This is a genomic window from Streptomyces sp. NPDC000134, assembly GCF_042899225.1.
Lineage (GTDB): Bacteria > Actinomycetota > Actinomycetes > Streptomycetales > Streptomycetaceae > Streptomyces.
In genome coordinates this window covers 1-21,374 of the sequence record NZ_JBIAZN010000002.1, presented here as the reverse complement: position 1 = coordinate 21,374, position 21,374 = coordinate 1, and the positions used below count along the sequence as shown (strand labels likewise).

At 73.6% G+C, this 21,374-nt stretch carries 17 protein-coding genes; 12 read left to right on the top strand and 5 right to left on the bottom strand.

The genetic code is table 11. From position 1 onward, the window contains the following. Positions 1–81: 81 nt before the first annotated feature. The 3 genes from ACFY32_RS02540 to ACFY32_RS02530 form a co-directional block, all read right to left on the bottom strand. A complete protein-coding gene (locus ACFY32_RS02540; RefSeq protein ID WP_390673239.1) occupies positions 82–1,383 on the bottom strand; it encodes a coenzyme F420-0:L-glutamate ligase in 1,302 nt (433 codons plus the stop codon). Then, positions 1,380–2,339: a 2-phospho-L-lactate transferase gene (gene cofD / locus ACFY32_RS02535; protein ID WP_359201847.1), complete on the bottom strand. Its 960-nt coding sequence runs from the start codon at positions 2,337–2,339 to the stop codon at positions 1,380–1,382. The genes ACFY32_RS02540 and cofD overlap by 4 nt, the downstream gene beginning before the upstream one ends. A 90-nt stretch (positions 2,340–2,429) precedes the next feature. Next, a complete protein-coding gene (locus tag ACFY32_RS02530; protein WP_359201845.1) occupies positions 2,430–2,921 on the bottom strand; it encodes a cysteine dioxygenase family protein in 492 nt (163 codons plus the stop codon). 673 nt (positions 2,922–3,594) lie between these two features. Between ACFY32_RS02530 and ACFY32_RS02525 the strand changes: the two genes are divergently transcribed. The 3 genes from ACFY32_RS02525 to ACFY32_RS02515 all read left to right on the top strand — a co-directional run bounded on the left by ACFY32_RS02525 (position 3,595) and on the right by ACFY32_RS02515 (position 9,225). Next, positions 3,595–3,858 (top strand): WhiB family transcriptional regulator, encoded by a 264-nt coding sequence (locus ACFY32_RS02525; protein WP_010034659.1) that lies wholly within the window; start codon positions 3,595–3,597, stop codon positions 3,856–3,858. A gap of 208 nt (positions 3,859–4,066) precedes the next feature. Then, positions 4,067–7,756: a glycosyltransferase gene (locus ACFY32_RS02520; protein ID WP_390673238.1), complete on the top strand. Its 3,690-nt coding sequence runs from the start codon at positions 4,067–4,069 to the stop codon at positions 7,754–7,756. Then, a complete protein-coding gene (locus ACFY32_RS02515) occupies positions 7,753–9,225 on the top strand; it encodes a DUF5719 family protein (protein WP_390673237.1) in 1,473 nt (490 codons plus the stop codon). The genes ACFY32_RS02520 and ACFY32_RS02515 overlap by 4 nt, the downstream gene beginning before the upstream one ends. A gap of 9 nt (positions 9,226–9,234) precedes the next feature. Here the strand turns inward: ACFY32_RS02515 and ACFY32_RS02510 are convergent, their stop codons facing one another. Next, positions 9,235–9,684, bottom strand: a complete 450-nt coding sequence (locus ACFY32_RS02510; RefSeq protein ID WP_359201973.1) for a metallopeptidase family protein — start codon at positions 9,682–9,684, stop codon at positions 9,235–9,237. Positions 9,685–10,027: 343 nt separating this feature from the next. Here ACFY32_RS02510 and ACFY32_RS02505 point away from each other — a divergent pair, with 343 nt between their 5' ends. The 8 genes from ACFY32_RS02505 to ACFY32_RS02470 all read left to right on the top strand — a co-directional run bounded on the left by ACFY32_RS02505 (position 10,028) and on the right by ACFY32_RS02470 (position 18,686). Then, positions 10,028–10,402: a DUF3499 domain-containing protein gene (locus ACFY32_RS02505; protein WP_030979046.1), complete on the top strand. Its 375-nt coding sequence runs from the start codon at positions 10,028–10,030 to the stop codon at positions 10,400–10,402. A gap of 240 nt (positions 10,403–10,642) precedes the next feature. Next, on the top strand, positions 10,643–12,007 hold the full coding sequence (locus ACFY32_RS02500; RefSeq protein ID WP_390673236.1) for a phosphomannomutase/phosphoglucomutase: 1,365 nt from the start codon (positions 10,643–10,645) through the stop codon (positions 12,005–12,007). A gap of 498 nt (positions 12,008–12,505) precedes the next feature. Continuing rightward, positions 12,506–12,676, top strand: coding sequence for a Trm112 family protein (locus ACFY32_RS02495; protein WP_359201836.1), 171 nt, complete (start codon positions 12,506–12,508; stop codon positions 12,674–12,676). 49 nt (positions 12,677–12,725) lie between these two features. After that, positions 12,726–13,853 (top strand): SIS domain-containing protein, encoded by a 1,128-nt coding sequence (locus ACFY32_RS02490; protein WP_359201834.1) that lies wholly within the window; start codon positions 12,726–12,728, stop codon positions 13,851–13,853. Between the two features lie 68 nt (positions 13,854–13,921). After that, positions 13,922–15,073 carry a mannose-6-phosphate isomerase, class I gene (gene manA, locus ACFY32_RS02485; RefSeq protein WP_359201832.1) on the top strand — a complete coding sequence of 384 codons (1,152 nt, stop codon included), beginning with the start codon at positions 13,922–13,924 and terminating at the stop codon, positions 15,071–15,073. Positions 15,074–15,214: 141 nt separating this feature from the next. Then, complete coding sequence (locus tag ACFY32_RS02480) at positions 15,215–16,183, top strand: cation diffusion facilitator family transporter (RefSeq protein ID WP_359201830.1); 969 nt, start codon at positions 15,215–15,217, stop codon at positions 16,181–16,183. 277 nt (positions 16,184–16,460) lie between these two features. Beyond that, entirely contained in the window at positions 16,461–17,918 is a 1,458-nt protein-coding gene (gene ahcY / locus ACFY32_RS02475) for an adenosylhomocysteinase (protein ID WP_359201828.1), read from the top strand. A 153-nt stretch (positions 17,919–18,071) separates the two neighbouring features. Continuing rightward, a complete protein-coding gene (locus ACFY32_RS02470) occupies positions 18,072–18,686 on the top strand; it encodes a hypothetical protein (RefSeq protein ID WP_359201826.1) in 615 nt (204 codons plus the stop codon). 28 nt (positions 18,687–18,714) lie between these two features. Here ACFY32_RS02470 and ACFY32_RS02465 read toward each other — a convergent pair whose 3' ends face one another. Beyond that, entirely contained in the window at positions 18,715–19,692 is a 978-nt protein-coding gene (locus ACFY32_RS02465) for an RDD family protein (RefSeq protein WP_390673235.1), read from the bottom strand. Positions 19,693–19,820: 128 nt separating this feature from the next. Here ACFY32_RS02465 and ACFY32_RS02460 point away from each other — a divergent pair, with 128 nt between their 5' ends. Next, complete coding sequence (locus ACFY32_RS02460; RefSeq protein WP_390673234.1) at positions 19,821–20,828, top strand: stage II sporulation protein M; 1,008 nt, start codon at positions 19,821–19,823, stop codon at positions 20,826–20,828. The last annotated feature ends 546 nt before the right edge of the window (positions 20,829–21,374 follow it).

Genomic DNA, 21,374 nt, shown 5'->3' with positions numbered 1-21,374 from the left:
TAGGGAGAGAAGAGGTCTCTACGAGGGTAGAGCCTCGCCGGCACCCGTCACCCGACCCCCGTCACCGCGGCCCGGCGCCCCTCACCGCACCTCGATGAAGCCCTCCGCGTCCCGCTCGGGCCGTGGCCGGGGCTCCTCGGCCGGATGCCCGACCGCGACCGCTCCCATCGGGTCCCACCCGGCCGGCAGCCCCAGCACCTCCCGGACCACGTCCCGGCAGAACATCGTCGAGGACACCCACGCCGACCCCAGCCGCTCCCCGGCCAGCGCGACGAGCAGGTTCTGCACGCCCGCCCCGGCGGCGACCACGAACATCTCCCGCTCGGCCCCGTCCCGCCGGGCGTCGCCGTAGGTGTGCGAGCCGTCCATGACCAGGCAGGGCACCACGAGATACGGCGCCTCGCGCAGTACGTCCCCGCGCCGGACCCGCTTGGCGATAACCTCCTCGGACCTGCCGTCCCGCCGCAGATCGGCGATCCACGCGTCCCGCATCGCGTCCAGCAACCGGGTGCGCGCCTCGGGCGACTCCAGCAGTACGAACCGCCACGGCGTGGTGTGGTGCGGGGCCGGCGCCGTGACCGCCGCGGCCACCGCCCGGCGGACCGCGCCCGGGTCGACCGGCTCGTCCGTGAACGCCCGTACGGTACGCCGCTGGGTCACCGCCTGCCGTACCGCTTCGGAGGTGCCGAGGCGGAACATGTCGTCGCGGGCGCCGCGCACCAGGGACCGGGCACCCTCGCCGTCGTCCTCGGCGACCACGTGCGGCAGTCCGCGCACCACGGCGACCGGCAGCCCGGCGGCCTTGCCCTTGACCAGGTCGCCCGCGGCGGCCAGCTCGTCCGCGGTGGCGACGACGGTGGCGCTGAGCGGATTGCCGTACGCGTCCGTGCCGCCGCGCAGGTCGTCCAGGACACGGACGCCGGCCGCGCCGATCGCCACGTCGGTGAGGCCGGAGCGCCAGGGCCGGCCGGAGGTGTCGGTGACGACCACGCCGACCCGGACGCCGAGCACGTCGCGCAGCCCGTCCCGGATGCCCCGCGCGGAGGCGTCCGGGTCCTCGGGCAGGAGCAGGACCGTACCGGCGGGCGTGTTGGAGGCGTCGACGCCCGCCGCGGCCATGACCAGGCCCTGGCGGTTCTCGACGATGCGGAGCGCACCGCGCCGGGCGACCACCCGTACCGTCTCCGCGTCGATCGCGGCCTCCCGGTCGGCGGCCCGCACCACCCGGCCCTCGGCCTTGGACACGATCTTGGAGGTGACCAGGAGCACGTCCCCGTCGGCCAGCCCCGGCTCGGCGGCGGCGATCAGCTTGGCGAGGTCGTCGCCGTGCTGCACCTCCGGCAGTCCGGGCACGGCCCAAACGCGGTATCCGTCCCCGCTCACGCGCTCCGCACCTCCTCGGCCAGCGCCAGCGCCTCCCTGGCCATCCGCGCGGCGGCGTCGACGTCGGTCATCATCAGGGGGACGGCCTTGCAGAGGATGCCGGCCGCCTTCACGCGCGTGACGGAGTCCGCGTCGACGGTGTCGACCAGCCAGCCGTCGAGCAGCCCCGAGCCGTAGTGCTCGGCGACCGCCGCCGCGGTGGACTCCACGCCGACCGCGGCGAGCACCTTGTCGGCCATCCCGCGCACCGGCGCGTCCCCGACGATGGGGGAGAGGCCGACCACCGGCACCCCGGCGTCGGCGATCGCCTCGCGGATGCCGGGCACGGCCAGGATGGTGCCGACCGAGACGACCGGGTTGGACGGCGGGAACAGGATGACGTCCGCCTCGGCGATGGCCTCCAGGACGCCGGGCGCCGGCTTGGCCTGCTCGGCGCCGACCGGCACGACGGCCTGGGCGGGCACCGAGGCGCGCAGCCGCACCCAGTACTCCTGGAAATGGATCGCCTTGCGCTCGCCGTCGATCTCCACGGCCACGTGCGTCTCCACGCGGTCGTCGGTCATCGGGACGAGCCGGACCCCGGGCTGCCAGCGGTCGCAGAGCGCCTCGGTCACCGCGCTGAGCGGATAACCGGCCGCGATCATCTGCGTCCGCACGATGTGGGTGGCGAAGTCCCGGTCGCCGAGCCCGAACCACTCGGGTCCGACGCCGTACGCCGCGAGTTCCTCCTTGAGGTGGAAGGTCTCGTCGGTCCGTCCCCAGCCCTGCTCCTCGTTGATGCCGCCGCCGAGGGTGTACATCACCGTGTCGAGGTCCGGGCAGACCTTCAGCCCGAAGAGGTGGATGTCGTCCCCGGTGTTGCCGATGACCGTGATCTCCGCGTCCGGCGCGGCCTGCTTCAGACCGCGCAGGAACCGGGCACCGCCGATGCCGCCTGCCAGAACCACAATGCGCATGGCCCCAGTCTTGCAGGCGGGTCCGACAGTGCGTCAGCCAGTCGTCGGTGCGTCAACCGGTCGTCGGTGCGCCGGCCCGTCGTCGGTGCGTCAGCCGGTCGTCACGGCCGTGCACCGGGCGGCGGTGTGCATCGGCATCTCGGTCAGGCCCGGGTAGTACACGTGCAGGCTGACCGCCGGCTCCAGCGTGTCGTTGATCACCTCGTGCACGTAGCCCGGGGCGAACACCCGCTGGGAACCGGGCCCCCACGCGTGCGTGCCGCGTGCGGTGCGCTCGGTCAGGGTGCCGTCCAGGACGGTCAGCACCCCGGAGGACGGGCCGTGGTCGTGGCGTCCGCTGCCCTGGCCGGGCACCCAGGACAGCAGCCACACCTCGTAGCCGGGCCCGGTGCGCAGCTTGTGGTACCAGCGGGAGACGGCGTCGTAGCGGACGAGGGGCTCCCAGCGCGTCCGGTCGGCGGCGATGGAGCGGGCCAGCCCGGCGAACTCGGCGACGGTGGCCGGGTGCTCGCGCGGGGGCTGGAGGAGGTGGGGGACTTCGAGGATGTCGCCGGCGATCTGCAGGTCGCTGTCGCTGTTCATGGGGTGCGGTGGTTCCTCGGCGGAAGAGTGCGGGAGGACGGCGGCGCCCTGGTGGGGCGGGAGGAAGGAGCGGCCGGGTCGGGTGGACCCGGGAGGCGGCCGGAGCGGGCGTGGCTCAACAGCCGGAACAGCGACAGCTACAGCGAGCGCGGGCAGCACCGTGGGACCCGGCGGTGCGGGTCGAGGTGAGTGCCGAGTTCGCGAGCATGCCCACTAGGACAGCGGTTCACACCTGCACTGTCAACTCGACGCCCGAAATGTGGGACATGCTTCACCTCTTCCGGTTCACCTCAAAGGTGAAAGGTTTGCTCAGTGGGGTTCGGGGACACATGCGGCACAAGCCGGGTGCACAAACGTCGTTGCGATCCCGTGATCCGAATGTGATCAGGGCCGCTTCGGCGAGTGTGCCGGAACGAGATCGAACCTCGCGGCGTCCTTCCGTGTGCAGCCTCGTGCGCGGCGGGGACTCCGCGCGGGCCTCTTCGGTGTGTCAACGTTTAGGACGATTTGAACACTTTCCGCTTGGGGTTGGTTCCGCAGGGTGAATGAGGGGGCCAATAGCAGATCTCGGCTTGACTCGCCCGGAGCCGCACACTTGTAATTTCACTCGTGTCGTTCAGCCGGAATCGGTAACGGCCGCATCACGGGGACGCGAGACAGACGAGGGGCGCACATGACCGAGACGGTGCAGCAACTGCTGGTCGACGACGCGGACGAGGAGCTCGGCTGGCAGGAGCGCGCACTGTGCGCCCAGACCGACCCCGAGTCCTTCTTCCCCGAGAAGGGCGGCTCCACCCGGGAGGCCAAGAAGGTCTGCCTCGCCTGCGAGGTCCGCTCCGAGTGCCTCGAGTACGCCCTCGCCAACGACGAGCGCTTCGGCATCTGGGGCGGCCTGTCCGAGCGGGAGCGCCGCCGCCTGAAGAAGGCCGCCGTCTGACGGGGCGCCGGCTTCCCCCCGTACGACGGCCGCATCCGCGCGTACATACGGGCAAGGGGTCACGAACGGCCCGGCGCAGGTGGGTTGTCCACAGGCGGCGGGCCGCATCTGTGCCCAGCCGATAGTGTGGTCGCTCGTCCGAGACGCCCCGCCGCCCTCACCGGCACCGGCGTCCACCGCAGTCCACCGAACCGGGGCCCGTACCTCGATGTCCGTGCACAGCCACCCGGCAGCCCATCACGACAGCGCTGCCGCACCAGAGTTCCCGCGTCATGTGGTGACCGCGGTCCTCGTCTCCCACGACGGCGCCCGCTGGCTCCCCGAAGCGCTCGCCGGACTGCTCGGCCAGGAACGCCCCGTGCAGTACGCCGTCGCCGCCGACACCGGCAGCGCCGACGACTCCGCCCGACTGGTCACCGAGGCCCTCGGCGACGACCGGGTGCTGCACCTCGCCCGGCGCACCGGCTTCGGCCAGGCCGTCGAGGAGGCCGCCCGCACCGCGCCCGTCCTCACCCCCGACGACCTGCCGTACCTGAGGCGGCCCAGCGGCTGGGACCCCGTCACGCGCACCTGGCGCGACGACGCCTACGACCTGCCCGAGCTGCCGCACGGCGAACCCGTGCAGTGGCTGTGGCTGCTGCACGACGACTGCGCCCCCGAGCCCGACGCCCTCGCCCAGTTGCTGCGCGTCGTCGACACCGAGTACGGACTCGGCCGCGAGGACGTCGCCGTCGTCGGCCCCAAGCTCCGCGGCTGGTACGACCGCCGGCAACTGCTGGAGGTCGGCGTCTCCATCGCCCACTCCGGCCGCCGCTGGACCGGCCTGGACCGCCGCGAACAGGACCAGGGCCAGCACGACCACGTCCGCTCCGTGCTGGCGGTGTCCACCGCCGGCATGCTCGTCCGCCGCGACGTCTTCGAGCGGCTCGGCGGCTTCGACCGCCGACTGCCCCTGATGCGCGACGACATCGACCTGTGCTGGCGCGCCCACGCGGCCGGACACCGCGTCCTGGTCGCCCCCGAGGCCGTCCTCCGGCACGCCGAGGCCGCCTCGCGCGAGCGCCGCGCCGTCGACTGCGCCGGCCGCACCACCGCCTCCCCGCACCGCGTCGACAAGGCCGGCGCCGTCCATACCCTCCTGGCCAACACCCGCACCGCCGCGCTGCCCTGGGTGCTGTTCCGCATCCTGCTCGGCACCGTGCTGCGCACCCTCGCCTACCTCGTCGGCAAGGTCCCCGGACAGGCCGTCGACGAGATCCGCGGCCTGCTCGGCGTGGTGCTGCGCCCCGAGAAGATCCTCGCCGCACGGCGCGTCAGAGGCCGCCCGGAGATCGACAAGGGCGAACTGCGCGCCCTGTTCCCACCGCCCGGCGCCACCCTGCGCGCCACCGTCGAGCAGGCCGCGGGCAGCCTGCTGGGCAGCTCCGACGCCGAGACCGCCTCGGGCGCCGGCCGGCACGGCGGCGCCGTGGAGTCCGGTCCCGGCGGCGACGACGCCGAGTTCCTGGAGATCGAGCAGTTCGCCCGCCTCAAGCGCATCGCCCGCAAGCCCGGCCCGGTGCTCTTCCTGGTGCTGCTGCTGGTCTCGCTGACCGCCTGCCGCGCCCTGTTCGGCCCCGGCGCCCTGGCCGGCGGCGCGCTGCTGCCCGCCCCGGACGGCGCCGGGGCGCTGTGGTCGCGGTACACGGACACCTGGCACGCGGTCGGCGCCGGCGGCACCGGCTCCGCCCCGCCCTACCTGGCGATCCTCGCCGTGCTCGCCTCCGTGCTGCTCGGCTCGTCCGGCCTCGCCGTCACCGTCCTGCTGGTCGGCTCCGTACCGCTGGCCGGCCTCACCGCGTACTTCGCCTCCCGCCCGCTCGTCCCGTCCCGGCTGCTGCGCGCCTGGGCGGCCGTCGCCTACGCCTTCCTGCCCGCCGCGACCGGCGCCCTGGCCGGCGGCCGGATCGGCACCGCCGTCCTCGCCGTCCTGCTGCCGCTGCTCGCCCGCGCGGGCGCCGCCGCGGCCGGCCTGACCCACCCGTCCGGTGCCCGCGGCAGTTGGCGGGCCACCTGGGCGTACGCCCTGCTGCTGACCGTCGCCACCGCCTTCACGCCGGTGGTCTGGCCGCTCGCCCTGCTCCTCGGCCTCGGCGTGCTGGCCGTGCGCCGCGGGGACCTGGCCGCCTACGGCCTGCGTTTCCTGGCCCAGCTCGGCACTCCGATGCTGCTGCTCGCCCCCTGGTCGCTGACGCTGCTGCCGTCCGGCTTCTTCCAGGAGGCCGGCCTGGACTACGGCGCCTCCGCCGCCTCCCCCCTGGACCTGCTCGGCGCCAGCCCCGGCGGCCCCGGCGCGGCCGGCGGACTGCTGCTCATCGGCCTCGTCCTGGCCGCGCTCGCCGCCCTGCTGCGCTCGGAACGCCACCTGGCGATCCGGACGGCCTGGACGGTCGCCCTGCTGGGCCTCGTCTTCGCCGTCCTGTCCAACCGCTCCGCCTGGGCCGGCCCCGCCACCCTCGTCTACGGCATCGCCCTGCTGGCCGCCGCCGCGCTCGGCGCCGACGGGGCACGCGCGCGCGTGGCCGAACAGAGCTTCGGCTGGCGCCAGCCGGTCGCCGCGCTGATCGCCCTCGCCGCCGCCGTCGGGCCGCTGGTGGCCGCCGTGAGCTGGATGATCGGCGGCGCCGACGGCCCGCTGGAGCGGCGCGACCCGGTGCAGGTGCCCGCCTTCGTCGCCGAGGAGAGCGGCGGCCGTGACCAGGCCCGCACCCTCGTCCTCGCCGGCGACTCCGCCGCCCACGTCCGCTACCTGCTGGTCCGCGGCTCCGGCGGCCGCCTCGGCGACGCGGAGACGGCCGCCGCCGACGGCGCCGACGGCAAGCTGGACAAGGTCGTCGCCAACCTCGTCGCCGGGTCCGGCGCCGACCAGGCCGACCAGCTCGGCGCCTTCGCCGTGCGCTACGTCCTGGTGCACCGGGGCGCCCCCCGGGAGATCACCCGGGTCCTGGACGCCACGCCCGGACTGAGCCGCCTCAGCCAGCAGGACGGCAGCGGCCTGTGGCGGGTCGACCAGGAGGTCGCCCGCGCGAGCGTCGTCGCCGGGTCCGGCGCGCCCCGGCCGGTCGCCGCCGGGCCCGTCGAGATCCACACCACCGTCCCGTCCGGACCCGACGGCCGGGTGCTGCGCCTCGCCGACACCGCCGACCCGGGCTGGACCGCCACCCTGGACGGCGAGCCGCTCACCCGCACCACGGTGGACGGCTGGGCCCAGGGCTTCGAACTGCCCGCCGCCGGCGGGCGGCTCGACGTCACCTACGACGAGCCGTTCACCCGCACCGCCTGGCTGTGGGCCCAGGGCCTGCTCGCCGTCGTCCTCGTCGTCCTGGCGCTGCCCGGCCGCCGCCGCGACGTCGACGACGACCTTCCCGAGGAGCCCGCCGTCCCGGCGGAGCCCGTCGCCGGGGAGGGCCGCCGGGCCCGCCGGCTGCGCGCCCAGGCCGAGGCCGAGGCGGAAGTCCCGGACTCCGGCGAGGAGTCGCGGCCCCCGGCGCCCGAGCAGATCCCGATGCCCGGGGAGACCCCGGTCGCCCTCCCGGGCCAGCAGTCCTACGACGACTGGGCCCCGGCCGAGCGTCAGCAGGACGCCTACGACGCCTACGGCGACCCGCGGCAGTACGCGACGCCGGGCGGCTACGAAGGCGGGCCGTACCCGGACGACCCGTACCAGGGCGGCCAGTACGACCCGTACGCCTACGACGGCCAGGGCCACACCGGCGCCCAGGCGTACGGCCAGGGCTACGGCCAGGCGTACGGCCAGGGCTATGACCAGGCGTACGGCCAGGGGGCGTACGACGCCCCGTACGACCCGGACCACCCCCACGGCACCGGCAGCGAGCGTCCCGACGGGAGCCAGCAGTGAACCGCACCACCCTGTCCCTCTTCGCCGGCGTGGCCGCGCTCGCCGCCGTCACCGGGTTCGCGGTGGTGTCCTCACCGGACGCCACCGGCGCCGGCACCGGCGGACGTGCCGCCGAGCTGCCCGTGGAGCGCACCAGCCTGCTCTGCCCGGCGCCGAGCACCTCCGACCTCGCCGAGACCGAGTACACCTCGTTCACGCCCGTCACCAAGGGCGCCGTAAGCGGCGGGCAGGCACGGCTCGTCCCGGCCGGGCAGCAGACCGCGAAGAAGGCCGGCAAGCCGGTGGTGGAGCCCGAGGCGCCCGGCAGGCCCGCCACCGGCGACAGCTCCGGCGGGGACGCGCCCGCGCTGGCCGGCACGGCGGAGGGCGCCTTCGCACCGGGCTGGACCGTGCAGGAGACCACCGAGGTCGCCGCCGGCACCGGACGCGGACTGGCGGGCGTCACCTGCACGGCACCCGACACGGAGTTCTGGTTCCCCGGCGCCAGCACGGCCGCCGACCGCACCGACTACGTGCACCTGACCAACCCCGACGACTCCGCCGCCGTGGTCGACGTCGAGCTGTACGGCAAGGACGGCGCCTGGAAGTCGACGGCGGGGGAGGGCGTCACCGTCAAGCCGCACACCAGCGAGGCCCTCCTGCTGTCCACCCTCGGCGACACCGAGGAGGACGACCTCACCGTCCACGTCACCGTGCGCAGCGGCCGGGTCGGCGCCGCCGTACAGGCCCTGGACGACAAGATCGGCGGCGACTGGCTCGCCGCGTCCGCCGACCCGGCGGACGGCCTGGTCCTGCCGGGCATCCCCGAGGACGCCCTGGCCGTACGGCTGGTGCTGTTCACGCCCGGTGACACGGACGCCGACCTGAAGGTGCGGCTCACCTCGCCGACCGGGACGATCACCCCCGCCGGGCACGAGACGGTGCACGTGAAGGCGGGCATGACCACGGCCGTCGACCTCGCCGACATCACCCGGGGCGCCGCCGGTTCGCTGCTGCTGACCCCGACCGGCCGGTCCGTGCCGGTCGTCGCCGCGCTCCGCGTGGTGCGCGGCAAGGACACCGACCAGGAGATGGCGTTCATCCCCGCCACCGCCCCGGTCGGCACGCGTGCGACGGCGGCCGGCAACCGGACCGCCAAGGACACCACCCTGTCCCTGACCGCCCCCCAGGGCGCCGCCCAGGTCAAGGTCACCGCGTCGGCGGGCAGCGAGGGCGGCGCCGCGGCCTCGAAGACGTACACCGTCAAGGCGGGCACCACCCAGGCCGTCGAGGCCCCCGTCCCCGACGGCCTGAAGGGCACGTACGCGCTGACCGTCGAGCCGGTCTCCGGCGGCCCGGTCTACGCGGCCCGGACGCTGCGGGCGGCCAAGGACGGCGTCCCGGCGTTCACCGTGCAGACCCTGCCCGACGACCGGGGCACGGTGGCGGTGCCGAAGGCGGAGGAGGACCTGTCGGTCCTCCAGGAGTGAGGCGCCGGTTCAGTCCTCGCCGTAGCGCGGGTCGACGGTCTCCGGCGTCAGCCCCAGCAGGTCGGCGACCTGCTCGACCACGACCTCGTGCACCAGGGCGGCCCGTTCGTCGCGCCCCTTGGTGCGGATCTCGACCGGCCGCCGGTACACCACCACGCGCGCCCGGCGGCCGTCCCGCGAGGGCACCGTGCCGCCGAGCGGGACCGCCTCGTCGTCCCAGGGGTCGCCGGCGCCGTCCAGGCGGGGCACCTCCAGGACGAGGAAATCGATGTCGGCGAGCTGCGGCCACCGCCGCTCCAGTTGCTCCACGGAGTCCTGCACCAGGTCCGCGAAGACCTCGGCACGGCTGGCGGCGAGCGGTACCTGCGGGGGTGCGATCGGGCCGCGCATGCCCCGGCCGTGGCGGTCACGGCGGCGGGGGCCGGGGTCGGCGGCACGGGGCGTCACGGGCTTGTCCATCACTGCTGAAGGGTAGTCCCCGCCGGGACCGCGCGGCGGGCTCCGCCGCACAGAACGGGTGACACGGCCGCGAGCCCGGCCGGGTGTCGAAGGATGACCATTCCAGCCAAGGTTGGGCTCGATTCCGTATCTCTCCCGGACCGCCGGTCTCCAGACAAATGGTGGGGTTCATGCCGGATCATGACCGCTTCAGGGACCGCGCGGCACCCCGGAAACCGGTGTCCGCGCAGGTCAGCGAGGTGCGCCGAGAGGGGTCTGTGGGGTGTTTCACACCACGACACGGCGGAGTGACCTGGGGGAGAGTCGTCGCGGCCCGCTCAAGAGTGCGGTACCGTCCAACGTCGTGAGCCCTGTACGTCGCTGTTCGCGCACCGCTTGCGGCCGTCCCGCCGTAGCGACGCTGACGTACGTCTACGCCGACTCGACCGCGGTCCTCGGCCCGCTCGCCACCTACGCCGAACCCCACTGCTACGACCTGTGCGCCGAGCACTCCGAGCGCCTCACCGCCCCGCGCGGCTGGGAGGTCGTCCGGCTCCTCGACGGCTCCGCCCCGGCCCGCCCCAGCGGCGACGACCTGGAAGCGCTGGCCAACGCGGTGCGCGAGGCGGCCCGGCCCCAGGAACGCGCCGCCGAGGCGGGCGGCGGGGCACGGTCCGCCGACCCGATGGAGGTCGCGCGCCGCGGCCATCTGCGGGTCCTGCGGTCGCCCGACAACTGACGTCCGCCGGAGCGGGGTTCTTCCGCCGGTACGTCCATGAGCGCGGGGGCCGCCGGGAGCGGCCTGCCGCGCCAGGTGCCGCCCCGGAGCGCCGGTCCGCCGCTGGCGACGCGCCTCGTCGTGGTCGGCCGGTCCTCGCCGTCCTCGTCGGTCCTCGACCCGATGCGGCCTTGACCACCGGGTTGTCAGCGGGTCCGGGTAGTTTGTGGGCACCGACAGGACTTTGAGGAAGGTTGGCCCGTGGCTGCTGATCTGTCGCAGATCGTCAAGGCGTACGACGTACGCGGAGTGGTCCCGGACCAGTGGGACGAGCCGCTCGCCGAGCTGTTCGGCGCGGCCTTCGTCCGGATGACCGGCGCGAGCGCCATCGTCACCGGGCACGACATGCGCCCCTCGTCCCCCGGACTCTCCGGCGCCTTCGCACGCGGGGCGGCGGCCCTGGGCGCCGACGTGACCGAGATCGGCCTGTGCTCCACCGACCAGCTCTACTACGCCTCGGGCGCGCTGGACCTGCCGGGCGCCATGTTCACCGCCTCGCACAACCCGGCCCGGTACAACGGCATCAAGCTGTGCCGCGCGGGCGCCGCCCCGGTCGGCCAGGACACCGGCCTCACCGAGATCCGCGAGCTGGTGGAGGGCTGGAGCCGCACCGGCGCCCCCGCGCCGGCCGCACGCGCGGGCACCGTCACCCGCCGCGACACCCTCGCCGACTACGCGGCCCACCTGCGCGGCCTGGTCGACCTCACGGCCATCCGCCCGCTGCGGGTCGTCGTCGACGCGGGCAACGGCATGGGCGGCCACACCGTCCCCTCCGTCCTCGCGGACCTCCCCCTGGACCTGGTGCCGATGTACTTCGAACTGGACGGCACCTTCCCCAACCACGAGGCCAACCCCCTGGACCCGGCCAACCTCGTCGACCTCCAGAAGCGCGTCCGCGAGGAGGACGCCGACCTCGGCCTCGCCTTCGACGGCGACGCCGACCGCTGCTTCGTCGTCGACGAGAACGGCGACCCGGTGCCCCCGTCGGCGATCACCGCCCTGGTCGCCGCCCGCGAACTGGCCCGGCACGGCGGCAAGGGCACCGTCATCCACAACCTGATCACCTCCTGGTCCGTCCCCGAGGTCGTCCGCGAGCACGGCGGCACCCCGGTCCGCACCCGCGTGGGCCACTCCTTCATCAAGGCCGAGATGGCCCGCACCGGCGCGATCTTCGGCGGCGAGCACTCTGCCCACTACTACTTCCGCGACTTCTGGAACGCCGACACGGGCATGCTCGCCGCCCTGCACGTCCTCGCCGCCCTCGGCGGCCAGGAGCGCCCCCTGTCCGCGCTGGTCGCCGAGTACGACCGCTACGCCGGCTCCGGCGAGATCAACTCCACGGTCGACGACCAGACCGCCCGCCTCGCCGCGATCAGGGCCGCCTACGAGGGCCGCGACGGCATCACCCTCGACGACCTCGACGGTCTCACCGTGACCGCCGCCGACTGGTGGTTCAACGTCCGCCCGTCCAACACCGAACCGCTGCTCCGCCTGAACACGGAGGCCCGCGACGAGGCGACGATGACCCGGGTACGGGACGAGGCGCTGGCGATCATCCGGGGGTGAGCGGGGCTCCCTGATCCGTGGCGTGAGCGGTCGGCGGGCTAGGGTCTTCCGGTCCGTGGCGTGGTCGTCGGTGGGTCAGGGTCTTCCGGTCCGTCGAGTGGGTCGTCGGCGGGTCAGGGTTTTCCGGTCCGCGGTGTGGTCGTCGGCGGGCTGGGACCATCCGGTCCGTCGCGTGGGTCGTTGGCGGGTCAGGGCCTCCCGGTCCGTGGCGTGGTCGTCGGCGGGCTGGGACCATCCGGTCCGTCGCGTGGGTCGTCGGCGGGCCAGGACCTTCCCGGCCGGTGGCGTGCCGCGGACTCCTCGGCCCACCGCGCGGGCGGTCGGCGGACCCCCGCCCTCCCGGCTCACCGCGCAAGCGATCCGCGGGCATGGCGCCGGACTTCGCGGGGCAGAGGCCCCGGAGAGGAACCACAGGAGACACCCGGACCCCCCGCCCCCCACCAGCGGTACCCTGACCAGCACATCCGCACAAGCCCCAGCACCCCGAAGGGACCCGCCATGCCGCTCGAAGCCGGCCTCCTGGAGATCCTCGCCTGCCCCGCCTGCCACTCACCCCTCCAGGAGCGGGAGGCCGAGCTGATCTGCACCGGCCAGGACTGCGGCCTCGCCTACCCGGTCCGCGACGACATCCCCGTCCTCCTCGTGGACGAGGCCCGCCGCCCGGAGTAGCCGCCCCGGCCCCGCACCCTGACGCCCCCGGCGATCGGAGACTGCCGCCATGCTCGACGAATCGCTGCTCGACAGCCCGGAGAGGCTGGCCGACGCCGACCACCGCGGTCTGCTCCGCGGCGCCGCGGAAGCCGGCGCCCGCGTACGCACCGCTGCCCGGCAGGCCGCCGAGGCAGGCGTCGCCGCCCTGAAACCGGACGGCCGCCCCCGCGCCGTTCTGATCGCCGGCCCCGGCGCCGCCGCCACCCACGCCGCCGACCTGCTCGGCACCCTCGCCGGCGCCGGCAGCCCCGTCGCCCGCCTCGCCCCCAGCGGCGTCGCCCCCGCCTCCGGCGCCCTGCGCTGGGAACTGCCCGGCTGGACCGGCTCCGTCGACCTGCTGCTCATCGCCACCCCCGACGGCACCGAACCCGGCCTCTCCCTGCTCGCCGAGACCGCCTACCGGCGCGGCTGCGCGGTCGTCGCCGTCGCCCCCGCCCGCTCCCCGCTGAGCGAGACGGTGAACGGCTCCGTCGGCCTGTTCCTCCCGATGGCGACCACCTCCTACGACCACCAGGAACCCCTCGCCGGCGCGGCCCCCGGCGTCCTGTGGGCCCTGCTCACCCCGCTGCTCGCCCTCCTGGACCGCACCGGCCTGCTCTCCGCGCCGCCGGACGCCCTGGAGAAGGTCGCCGACCGACTCGACCAGGTCGCCGAGCGCTGCGGCCCCGCCATCGCGACGTACAGCAACCCGGCCAAGACCCTCGCGGCCGAACTGGCCGACGCCCTCCCCCTCGTCTGGACCGAGGGCACCTCCGCGGGCCCCGCCGGCCGCCGCTTCGCCGCCGCGCTCGCCGAACTCTCCGGCACCCCCGCGGTCGTCGCCGAACTGCCCGAGGCGCTCGCCGCGCACAGCGCCCTGCTGGCCGGCCCGCTGGCCGCCGGCGCCGACCCCGACGACTTCTTCCGCGACCGCGTCGAGGAACCGCCCGCCCTGCACGCACGCGTGGTGCTGCTGCGCGACCGGCCGATCGGCGGCGTCTCCGCCGCCCCCGCCGCCCGCGACCTGGCCCTCAGCCACGACACGCCGATCAGCGAACTGGAACCCGGGTCGGGCGGCGAGCTGGAGACCCTCGCCGAACTGATCGCCATCACGGATTTCGCCGCCGTTTACCTGGCGCTCGCTTCCGGCGCCTGACCTCGTACCACGCGCACCGCAGTCGCGTAACGCACCGCAGAACCGGCAGAGAGAGCCCACGAGAAGCAATGGACCGCCTCGACAACACCGTCCGCCCCTACGCCTGGGGTTCCACCACCGCGATCCCCGAGCTGCTCGGCACCGAACCAACCGGCGAACCCCAGGCGGAGATGTGGATGGGCGCCCACCCCGGCGCCCCCTCCCGCACCCGCCGGGGCACCCTCGCCGAGGTCATCGACGCCGGCCCCGAACGCGAACTCGGCGCGGCCACGGTCGCCAGGTTCGGCCCCCGGCTGCCCTTCCTCCTCAAACTCCTCGCCGCCGGCGCCCCGCTCTCCCTCCAGGTCCACCCCGACCTGGACCAGGCCCGCCGCGGCTACGCCGACGAGGAGGCCCGCGGCATCCCCGCCGACGCCCCGCACCGCAACTACAAGGACGCCAACCACAAACCCGAACTGATCTGCGCCCTCACCGAGTTCGACGGCCTGTGCGGCTTCCGCGCCCCCGCCGAGGCGGCCGGCCTCCTGGACGCCCTCGGCGTCGCCTCCCTCAAGCCGTACGTCGACCTGCTGCACGCCCGGCCCGAGGACGCCGCCCTGCGCGAGGTGCTCACCGCGATCCTCACCGCCGACCCCGAGGAGATGTCCCGCACGGTCACCGAGGCCGCGGCCGCCTGCCGGCGCCTCGGCGGCGTCCACGCCCCGTACGCCGACATCGCCCACCACTACCCGGGCGACCCCGGCGTCCTCGCCGCGATGCTCCTCAACCACGTCCGGCTCCAGCCCGGCGAGGCCCTCTACCTCGGCGCCGGCATCCCGCACGCCTACCTCAGCGGCCTCGGCGTCGAGATCATGGCCAACTCCGACAACGTCCTGCGCTGCGGCCTGACCCCCAAGCACGTCGACGTCCCCGAACTCCTGCGGATCGTCCACTTCGAGGCCGCCGACCCCGGCGTCCTGCGCCCGGAGGCGTCCCCCGACGGCGAAGAGGTCTACGAGACCCCCAGCGACGAGTTCCGCCTCTCCCGGTACGTCCTCCCCGCCGGCACCGCCCCCCGCGACCTCACCCTCCCCACCCCGCAGATCCTCCTCTGCACGGCGGGCACCGTCCGCGCGAGCGCCGAGGAACTCACCCCGGGCGCCTCCGTCTTCGTACCGGCCGGTGAGAAAGCCGAAGTAACGGGAACCGGTACGGTCTTCCGGGCCACCGTCCGCGTCTGACGCGGACACGACGGACCGGCCCGCACACGTCGCGGGCCGGACTGCAACAATGGCCCACCGCAAAGGACGGGCAAAGCCGGTCACCGGCCGGTCCCGTCCCCGCGTACGCAGGCAGTCGACGGCGAAGGGACCACGCGACACATGAGCGCCTCAGGCGGTACCAAGGCGATCGTGGCGGCACTGGCCGCCAACCTGGCGATCGCGGCATCGAAATTCGTGGCGTTCCTCTTCAGCGGTTCGTCGTCGATGCTCGCCGAGTCCGTCCACTCGCTCGCCGACTCCGGCAACCAGGGCCTGCTGCTGCTCGGCGGCAAGCGCGCCCAGCGCGCCGCCACCCCCCAGCACCCCTTCGGCTACGGCCGCGAGCGCTACGTCTACGCCTTCCTCGTCTCCATCGTGCTCTTCTCCGTCGGCGGCATGTTCGCCCTGTACGAGGGCTACGAGAAGATCAAGCACCCGCACGAACTGGAGCACTGGTACTGGCCCGTCGGCGTCCTGGTCTTCGCGATCATCGCCGAGGGCTTCTCCTTCCGGACCGCCATCAAGGAGTCCAACGCCTCGCGCGGCAGCAAGTCCTGGACGCAGTTCATCCGCCACGCCAAGGCCCCCGAACTGCCCGTCGTCCTCCTGGAGGACTTCGGCGCCCTGATCGGCCTGGTCCTCGCCCTCGGCGGCGTCGGCCTCGCCCTGCTCACCGGCGACGGCGTCTGGGACGGCATCGGCACCCTCTGCATCGGCGTCCTGCTCATCCTGATCGCCCTGGTCCTGGCCGCCGAGACCAAGTCCCTGCTGCTGGGCGAGTCCGCCGGCACCGAGGCGGCCGAGAAGATCGAGGCGGCGCTCGTCGCCGGCGACACCGTCACCGGCGTCATCCACATGCGCACCCTCCACCTCGGCCCCGAGGAACTCCTCGTCGCCGCCAAGATCGCCGTCCGGCACGACGGCACGGCCACCGAGATCGCCTCCGCCATCGACGCCGCCGAGGCCCGCATCCGCGACGCCGTCCCGATCGCCCGCGTCATCTACCTGGAGCCCGACATCTACAGCGAGACCGAGGCCGCCAAGGGCCCCGACCGCGAGGCCACCCCCGGCGGCCCCGCCGTCCACTGACCCCGGCGCCCGCCCCTCACCGTTCGTGATCGGCCGGAAGTGTTCGGAGACCGACTGGGGTCGGCGGCGCCCACCGGTGTAGCTTGGGACGGAGCCAGACGTCGCTGCTGATGGCGGTCGGGCGGCCCCGACACGGGCCGGCCGAGGGAGAGAGGGCCTCCGACGGACTGCGCTGCGCGTACGCGGGCATGCCTGTGTCCTCCTTGGGCACCCCTGTGTCCGCCGCCGCGCAGGTCAGCCGTACCCACCCTCGACCCAACCCGAGGAGCAGCTCGTAATGACGACTGTCGACAACCGGCAGGACTTCAAGGTCGCCGACCTCTCCCTGGCCGAGTTCGGCCGCAAGGAGATCACCCTCGCCGAGCACGAGATGCCCGGCCTCATGGCGATCCGCAAGGAGTACGCCGAGGCCCAGCCGCTCGCCGGCGCCCGCGTCACCGGCTCCCTGCACATGACCGTGCAGACCGCCGTCCTCATCGAGACCCTGGTCGCCCTCGGCGCCCGGGTCCGCTGGGCCTCCTGCAACATCTTCTCCACCCAGGACCACGCCGCGGCCGCCATCGCCGTCGGCCCGAACGGCACCCCGGACAACCCCCAGGGCGTCCCCGTCTTCGCCTGGAAGGGCGAGACGCTCCAGGAGTACTGGTGGTGCACCGAGCAGGCCCTGACCTGGCCGGACAGCCCCACCGGCGGCCCGAACATGATCCTCGACGACGGCGGTGACGCCACCCTCCTCGTCCACAAGGGCGTCGAGTACGAGAAGGACGGCAAGGTCCCCTCGCCCGACACCGCCGAGTCCGACGAGCACCGCGTCATCCTCGAACTCCTCAACCGCACCATCACCGAGGGCTCGCAGAAGTGGACGCAGCTCGCGTCCGAGATCCGCGGCGTCACCGAGGAGACCACGACCGGCGTCCACCGCCTGTACGAGATGCAGCGCGACGGCACCCTCCTGTTCCCGGCGATCAACGTCAACGACGCCGTCACCAAGTCGAAGTTCGACAACAAGTACGGCTGCCGCCACTCCCTGATCGACGGCATCAACCGCGCCACCGACGTCCTCATCGGCGGCAAGACCGCGGTCGTCTGCGGCTACGGCGACGTGGGCAAGGGCTGCGCGGAGTCCCTGCGCGGACAGGGCGCCCGCGTCATCGTCACCGAGATCGACCCGATCTGCGCCCTTCAGGCCGCGATGGACGGCTACCAGGTCACCACCCTCGACGAGGTCGTCGAGACGGCCGACATCTTCATCACCACGACCGGCAACAAGGACATCATCATGGCCTCGGACATGGCCAGGATGAAGCACCAGGCCATCGTCGGGAACATCGGCCACTTCGACAACGAGATCGACATGGCCGGCCTGGCCAAGATCCCCGGCATCGTCAAGGACGAGGTCAAGCCGCAGGTCCACACCTGGACCTTCCCCGACGGCAAGAAGATCATCGTGCTGTCCGAGGGCCGCCTGCTGAACCTGGGCAACGCCACCGGTCACCCGTCGTTCGTGATGTCCAACTCCTTCGCGGACCAGACCCTGGCCCAGATCGAGCTGTTCACCAAGCCCGACGAGTACCCGGTCGGCGTCTATGTGCTGCCCAAGCACCTCGACGAGAGGGTCGCCCGTCTCCACCTCGACGCCCTCGGCGTCAAGCTGACGACGCTGCGCCCGGAGCAGGCCGAGTACATCGGCGTGAAGGTCGAGGGCCCGTTCAAGCCGGACCACTACCGCTACTGAGTCCGGCCCGCAGCTCGCCGGGACCGCGTCCGTGCACGGACGCGGTCCACGGTGGCAGGTCCTCCGAGGCAGGCCCCCGCACCCCCGTGCCGGGGGCCTGCCCCGTTGGTGGACCGGCAGCGCCGGACCAGCCCGTCACGACCCAGGACCCCCATGCCCCGCGGCCGCTATTCGCTCCACGATCCGCACGATCACACCCCCCTCGCCGAAGAACACTTCCAGTGCGCCCCCGGCCCCTCCGGCTGGCGCTACGTCTCCCGCCGGGTCACGCCCACCGGGGACCACAGCGGCTCCGTCGACCTCGCCCTCGACGAACTCGGCCGCCCCATCCGCCTCGAACTCCACGCCGGCGACTGGCAGGTACGCGGCGCCGCCCTCGACGGCGTCACCTGGGTCCGCACCGACCCCACCGGGGCCCACGCCACCGAAGGCAATGTGCGCGCCCACGCCTTCACCGGCACCTCCCCGGCCTTCCTCGTCGCCACCGCCCGTCTCCTGCGCCTCACCCCCTCCGGATCAGCGACCCGCGTACGCCTCGTCGCCCTCACGGACCCGGTCCTCGCCCCCCGCACCGTGGACCAGTCCTGGGCCTTGCTGAAAAGAGAAGCACACCCCACTGACAACGGCCCCCTCACCGTGGAGGAGTACCAGGTCACGGCCCTGGACACGGGCGAACAGCACGCCGTGCACATCACCGGGGACGTGGTCCTCGCGGCCCCCGGCGTCGAACTCGAAGACCTCGACTCACCCCCGTCCGCGTTCCCCTGACGACCGCCCCCGGCCACGGCCCGCCGCCTCACGCCGGCGGCACGAATCCCGTACCGGACGGACGCTCGGCCGGTGCGTCCCGCGGCGCCGAGGGCTGCGGCGAGGACACCGGCGGTGTGAAGGCGGGCGGCGACGGAGGCGGCGGCGCTCCCGGCCCCGCCCCCGCCGGGGCGGGCGGCGGCGCCACCGGCGCCACCGGCGACCACGAAGCGGGCGCCGCGTACCCGCCGCCCGGCAACCGGGCCGCGGGCGGCTCACCGCCCGCGAAAGCCCGCCGGGCCTCCCGCGCCTGCCGCTCCTGCACCACCGCCGCCAGATACATCGCCGGCGGCACACCCGGCGGCACCGGCGCCCCCGTCCGAGCCGCCAGATCACCGGCGAGCCGCTCCGCCATGCCCCAGTTGACCTGCGGGTCCAACTGCCCCATCCGCGTCAGGTACTGCCGGACGGCAAGCCACAGGCCATCCGGAACGCCCGACAGGTCCAGCCCCGCGAACCGCCCCGCCAGCCACGGCGGAGGCGGCGGCACGTACCCACCGGGCGCCACGGGCACCCGCTCCCGCACCACCAGCGTCCCCGCGAACACATCGCCGATCCGCCGCCCCCGCGCCGACACCAGCGACGCGATACAGGCGACCACGCCGAACGTCAGCAGGATCTCGATCACCCCGATGAGACCCCGCACCAGCGCGTGCCGGAAGCGGATCGGCCCGCCGTCGTCCCGGACGACCCGCAGCCCGCACGCCATCTTGCCGAGCGACCGCCCATGGCTCAGCGTCTCGACCCCGATCGGCCCGCCCACCAGCAGCAGGACGAACGCGGCGATGGACAGCGCCGTCTGCGCCGCCTCGTCCAGCGACGCGGTGGCGGCGACCAGCCCGATGGTCACCGCCACATAGACGGCGAAGGCCACCGCCAGGTCCAGCAGCACGGCCAGCGCCCTGCTGGGCAGTCTCGCGGGGCGCAGCTCCAGCGCCACCGCCTCGCCCGTCACCAGCTCACTCACGCCTGCCGTCCCTTCCCCTGACCTGCCCCCGACACGGCCAGTCTGCCAAGCTGAGGACGCATCGCGCCGCAGTGCGACAAGCTGATCCACGACGAGCCGCCGACGACAGTTGAGGAGCAGGCACACCGATGGACCTCGACGTCTTCGTCTCCGCCCACCGCGCGGAATGGGACCGCCTCGACGCCCTGCTCCGGCGCCAGCGCCACCTCACCGGCGCCGAGACCGACGAACTCGTCACCCTCTACCAGCGCACGGCCACCCATCTCTCCCTGATCCAGTCCAGCGCCCCCGACCCCCAGTTGACCGGCCGCCTCAGCCAACTGGTGGCACGCGCTCGTGGCGCGGTGACGGGCACCCGGCGCGCCACATGGCGGGACGTCACGCGCTTCCTCGCCCACGGCTTTCCCGCCGCCGTCTACAAGGCACGCCACTGGTGGGTCCCCACCGCACTCCTGTCCGCGGCGGTCGCCGCCCTCCTGGGCTGGTGGATCGGCACCCACCCGGAGGTGCAGTCCACCATCGCGGCCCCCGCCGAACTGCGCGAACTGACCCGTCCGGGCGGCCAGTACGAGTCCTACTACTCCACCCACCCCGCGGCCTCCTTCGCCGCCCAGGTCTGGACGAACAACGCCTGGGCCGCCGCCCTCTGCCTCATCCTGGGCGTCTTCCTGGGCCTGCCGGTCATCTGGGTCCTCTTCCAGAACATGCTCAACCTGGGCGTCGGCTTCGGTCTGATGTCCTCCGCCGGCCGCCTGGACACCTTCCTCGGCCTGGTCCTCCCGCACGGTCTGCTCGAACTGACCGCCGTCTTCGTCGCCGCCGGCACGGGCCTGCGCCTCGGCTGGACCCTCGTCGACCCCGGCCCGCGCACCCGCCGTACGGCACTGGCCGAGGAGGGCCGCGCGGCCATCGGCATGGCCATCGGCCTCGCCCTGGTCCTCTTCGTCTCCGGCGCCATCGAAGGCTTCGTGACCCCCTCCGGCCTGCCCACCTGGGCCCGCATCACCATCGGCGTCCTCGCCGAACTGGCCTTCCTCGTCTACGTCTACGTCCTGGGCGGACGCGCCGCCCGCGCGGGAGAGACCGGCGACGTCGAGGCCGCCGAACGCAGCGCCACCGTGCCGACCGCCGCCTGATGTGCATCCACACCCCGTCAACTGCTAATCTCCTCTTCGCCCCGCAAGAGCCGTTGACACGGATGGCGCGGGGAGGTAGATTCGAACAGTTGCCTGGAGATGGGCTCGGCCCCGCAGGTACGGTGAGTATCTAGCTGCTTCTCGATTCCTGAGAATACGAAGAAGCCCCCGATGAATCGGAAACACGACGCCGGTCAGACCGGCCGAGAACCTCTGATAAAGTCGGAACCGCCGGAAAGGGAAACGCGGAAGCGGGAACCTGGAAAGCACCGAGGAAATCGGATCGGAAAAGGATCTGATAGAGTCGGAAACGCAAGACCGAAGGGAAGCGCCCGGAGGAAAGCCTGAGAGAGTCTCTCGGGTGAGTACAAAGGAAGCGTCCGTTCCTTGAGAACTCAACAGCGTGCCAAAAGTCAACGCCAGATATGTTGATACCCCGACCTGATCGGTTCCGATCGGGTTGAGGTTCCTTTGAAGAAAAATACAGCGAGGACGCTGTGAACGGCCGGGCTTATTCCGCCTGGCTGTTCCGCTCCCGTGAGAAGC